This window comes from Nonomuraea sp. KM88, assembly GCF_052245635.1.
GTDB lineage: Bacteria > Actinomycetota > Actinomycetes > Streptosporangiales > Streptosporangiaceae > Nonomuraea.
Window position 1 is genome coordinate 1 of the sequence record NZ_JBQQCC010000050.1, and the last position, 4,278, is coordinate 4,278.

The following is a 4,278-nucleotide window of genomic DNA, read 5'->3' on the forward strand; positions in this document are numbered from 1 at the left end:
TCACGCTTCCGTTTCTTGAAGCGTCACCGCGTCGAGCAGCAGCCGGGCCAGTGGTTCGGGGTGGGTGACCATGATGTCGTGCGGGCCGTCGCAGGCGACCGTGCGATATCCGATCGCCCTGGCCAGGGCTTCGAACGCCTGGGACGGCGGGCGGCAGCAGACGGCCGTGCCGCTGATCGTGTCGACCGCGCCGGTGAGCCGGCTGGGTTCGCTGAAGGACCGCAGCGCCTGGGGTCGCAGGCGCGTGGACAGCCAGCGGGCGTCCTCCTCGCCGGTGACGCCGTAGCGGGCCGGCGCGGGGGCGGGGATCACGGGTCCGCCCTCGTGCGGCCGGGCCGCGCCACGCAGCGCGGCGACGAACGGCTCGGGTGCCAGGTCGAACAGACTGGCGCCGTCCGGGCCCGCCCAGCCGTCCACCAGGATGATGTGTCGCACGCGCCGCGGCCGCTGGTCGGCGGCCTGCCGTACCACGAGACCCGCGTAGCTGTGCCCGACGAGGACCAGGTCCGACGCCGCCCGAGCGGCCTGGTCGAGCACGGCGACGATCTGCTCGGCGTGCTCTGCCAGTCCGGCGTCCGGGTCGAGGTCCGGCGTGATCGTGTGGTGGCCCGCTTCGTGCAGGTACGGGACGAGCCGGTCCCAGGCCGAGGGGTCGTGCCAGGAACCGTGTACGAGAACGAAGGTGGTCATTCGCATGTCCTTTTGGTGAGGAGTTTAACTAAGCGCTTCCTGTTATTGAAGCATGAGAATTCACTTCTGAAAGCCTCTTGTGGAGGGTCAGGTCATGTGACGGATGCAGGGGAAGTACGAGTCGCCTTAAGTTCTCCGCAGGACGCACGACAACTCGACGAACGAGGTTTCCATGCGAAGAGGGTCGCAGCCGGATGAGGTGGTCCGCGGCTACGCCGCCGCGCAGAGCGCGGGCGACCTGGTCGCCGTGGTGAACGCCTGCCATCCGGACGTGGTCCGGGAGTCGATCCCGTTCGGGCTGCTGTCGCGCGGTCGGCACCGGGTGCGGGAAGCGGTCGCCGCGCTGCTCCGCACCTTTCCCGACTACGACCTGCGGCTCGGCGAGTTGCGCCTGAAGGAGAAGCTGGTCGTGGGGATGGGGCTGATCAGCGCGACCATGGAGGCGCCGCTGGCCGGCCTGCCGGCCACCGGCCGCCGGTTCACGCTGTCGTTCGCGAGTCTCTGGAAGGTGCACGACGGGTTGATCCATCGCGAACTGCTCTTCTTCGACCTGAATCACATGTGCGAGCAGCTCGGCCTGAGCACCTGCGAGCTGGCCGCGCATCTTCGCTCATGGCGTCTCGGCCTCCGGGGATAGCGCGAGCTGCGCCAGCTCGCCCCGGCTCGCAACCTGGAGCTTGGGAAAGGCCTTGTGCAGGTGGTAGCCGATGGTCCGCGGGCTCAGGAACAGCTGGGCCGCGATCTCCCTGTTGCTCATGCCCGAGGCCGCCAGCCGGACGATCTGCAGCTCCTGGGCGGTGAGCTGGTCGATCAGGCCGGTGGGCGCGTTCGCTGCCAGGTGCCGCTTGCCGGCGGCGCGCAGCTCGCCCTGCGTCCGATCGGCCCAGGGGCGCGCCTCGAGCCGCTGGAAGATCCCCAGGGCCGACTCGAGCGGCTGCCGGGACTCGAGCTTGCGGCGGTTCCTGCGCAGCCATTCGCCGTACAGCAGTTCGGTGCGCGCCCGTTCAAGCGGCCGGCCGCTCTGCTGGTGGAGCCGCACCGCCTGCTCGAAGTGGTCGCCCGCCTCCTCCGCCGGAGCCAGCAGCGCTCGACATCGAAGGGCCACGGCCCAGGCCCAGGGTTGCCCGGTCGCCGTCGCGGACGCCTGCACGCGCGCCGCGGCGGCTCGAGCGAGGTCGGTTCGGTCCAGCCGGACCGCGGCCTCCACCACGTCCTGGGTGCGGTGCAGGACCATCATCGTGCGCGCCGCGGGGGAGTGCCGGTCGAACTCCAGTGCCCGGCGGATGATCGCCTCGTGTCTGCCGCCCGCGAGATCGAGCAGGTTGAGCGCGGCGCAACGCATGCCGCTGGTCGCCCCGTCGGTCACGTCCGCGATCTCGGCGGCGTGGGCCTGGCAGCGCTCCTCGTCACCCTGGGCCGCCGCCACGTAGGTCATGATGCCGGTCAGCAGGGCCTGGTGATGGTGCTGACCGATGTCCCTGGCGATGCGGTAGCCCTCCTGCGCGCTGGACAGAGAGTCGCGATACCGGCCCATGAACATCTGCGCGCGGGCCAGCAGGACGAGCGCCATCGGCAACACGCCAACCGCACCTGACGTGCGTGACTCGCGTTCAATGGCCACGGCCCGGTGGTAGGCGGCGGTGTCGTCGCCGATGAGGAGGTCCCAGAGGGCCAGGGCAGCGCGGCGGTGGAGATCGGCCGGCCGGTCCGACCGGGCCAGCCCTTCGATCACCTCGCGCATGGACGACAGCGCGACGGGCGGCTCCTCGGCGGCCATCCGGCCGAGTCCGGAGGCAGCCCGCAGCAGCGGGTGCGCCCGCCGGATTCCGGTGGCACGGGTAGCAGTGCGGGTGACCGCGGCGAAGTCGCAGGCCAGCCAGGCGGCGGTGATCGCGTCGAAGTACATCTCGGCGGCCAGGTCGTCCACACCCTGCTCGCGGACCGCGTCCGCGGCGCCGGCGAGAGTGGTGTGCGCGGTGTCGAGGTCGCCCCGGGCGGTGGCTACGGCGGCGCGGACCTGCGCCAGACGGGCTGACTCGAGTGGCTCGCTCAGGTCGGGCGCCGCCCGGTCGGCGAGCGCTCCGGCGCGGTGATACTGGCCCAGCTCGGCGGCGGAGCGCGCGGCGGCGGCCAGACGCCGGCCGCGCTCGGCCGGGTCGGGCGTGAGCTGGGCGGCCCGCTCGTAGGCGGCGGAAGCGCCGGCGTGGCCGCCCTTGCCCTCGGCCTGTTCCGCGCCGCGCTCCAGCGCTGCGGCCACGGCCTCGTCTGACCCGGTGGTGGCCAGGGCCAGATGCCAGGCCATCCGGCCGATTGCGTCCGGATGGCCGTCCAGCGACTTGGCCAGCGCGCGGTGTGCCGCCTGCCGGGCCGCGGCCGGCGCGTGCTGGTAGGCCGCGGTTCTGACCAGCGGGTGGCGGAAGACGATCCGGCCGTCGGCGATCCGGACGAGCCCGGCGGCCTCGGCGGGCTCGGCGTCGTACAGGCTGCCGCCGAGGCGCTTGATCGCGTCGAGCACCAGGTCGAGGGTACCGTCGTCGCAGGCCGCGACCAGCAGCAGCGTTCTGGCATCGGCAGGCAGCGCGGCGATGCGCTCGTGGAAACCGCGCAGGATCCGGCTGGGCACCGGGCTCATGCCGACGGCGTGCAGTGGCACCTCGCCGGACCGCTGCGCGCCGGTCAGCGTGGCGGGCAGCTCGATCAGCGCCAGCGGGTTGCCCTGGGCCTCCGTGAGCAGGCCGCGGCGCACCTCCGGTGCCAGATCCGGGGCGTGTGAGTCGAGCAACTGTTCCGCCGCGGTGGCTTCGAGCGCGCGGAGCCGGAGCTCGCGCACCCCGGGAGCATCGAACAGCCCCTCGTCGTCGCGCGCGGCGAAGACCAGCACCACGCCCTCGGCGTCCAGCCGGCGCGCGGCGAACAGCAGCGCCTCCGCGGACGCCTGGTCGAGCCAGTGAGCGTCGTCGATCAGGCAGACCAGCGGGCGCTCGTCCGCGGTGTTGGCGAGGAGGGTCAGCACCGCCAATCCGACCAGGAACCGGTCGCCGGCGGCGAATCGCTCCAGACCGAGAGCACCGCGCAGCGCGCGTGCCTGCTCCGTCGGTAGCGCGTCGATCCCGTCGAGCACCGAGTGCAGCAGCAGGTGCAATCCGGCGAAGGGCAGCTCCATCTCCGGCTGGATGCCGGCCCCGCGCAGCACCAGCATCCGATCGCCGGCCAGCACCGCCGCCTGGTCGAGCAGGGCGGACTTGCCCACCCCTGTCGCACCCCGCACGATGAGCGCACCGCTCAGGCCGTTGCCCGCGTCGCCGAGCAGTCGCGTGATCACGGTCTGCTCCTCACCTCGTCCGTAGAGCATCGCCGTCCGCCTCCGTCGGTTCGTCCTCAAGTCTTCGCATGGAGACTCGAAAGTCTCCTCCATGAGACATAATGCGCGAGCCGCGACTCGGGAGGAACGGCGGGGTGCCGTACGGAGGGATCGCGCCGTACACCCGGTCATCTGCCGGATTCGGCCAGGCGCCCCGGGGTCCCAGCGTGCTCACCGCACCTGCACCAGAAGGACCCGCCCGAGCCGCATGGAGACCCGCTGACGAT

The 4,278-nt window shown here is 72.1% G+C and carries 3 protein-coding genes; 1 reads left to right on the forward strand and 2 read right to left on the reverse strand.

Annotated elements, in window-relative coordinates; genetic code table 11:
* Positions 1 to 690, reverse strand: a complete 690-nt coding sequence (locus ACTWPV_RS49465; RefSeq protein ID WP_347650015.1) for an alpha/beta fold hydrolase — start codon at positions 688 to 690, stop codon at positions 1 to 3.
* A 172-nt stretch (positions 691 to 862) separates the two neighbouring features.
* Between ACTWPV_RS49465 and ACTWPV_RS49470 the strand changes: the two genes are divergently transcribed.
* Complete coding sequence (locus ACTWPV_RS49470) at positions 863 to 1,327, forward strand: ester cyclase (RefSeq protein ID WP_347650016.1); 465 nt, start codon at positions 863 to 865, stop codon at positions 1,325 to 1,327.
* On the opposite strand, the gene ACTWPV_RS49475 is transcribed toward ACTWPV_RS49470, so the two are convergent.
* Positions 1,301 to 4,183, reverse strand: coding sequence for an AAA family ATPase (locus ACTWPV_RS49475; RefSeq protein ID WP_443157192.1), 2,883 nt, complete (start codon positions 4,181 to 4,183; stop codon positions 1,301 to 1,303). The genes ACTWPV_RS49470 and ACTWPV_RS49475 overlap by 27 nt on opposite strands.
* Positions 4,184 to 4,278: the final 95 nt, after the last annotated feature.

Bases quoted from the DNA above. Each gene is read 5' to 3' on its own strand.
- ACTWPV_RS49470 (WP_347650016.1), top strand. From the start codon at position 863: ATGCGAAGAGGGTCGCAGCCGGATGAGGTGGTCCGCGGCTACGCCGCC.
- ACTWPV_RS49465 (WP_347650015.1), bottom strand. From the start codon at position 690: ATGACCACCTTCGTTCTCGTACACGGTTCCTGGCACGACCCCTCGGCC.
- ACTWPV_RS49475 (WP_443157192.1), bottom strand. From the start codon at position 4,183: ATGACCGGGTGTACGGCGCGATCCCTCCGTACGGCACCCCGCCGTTCC.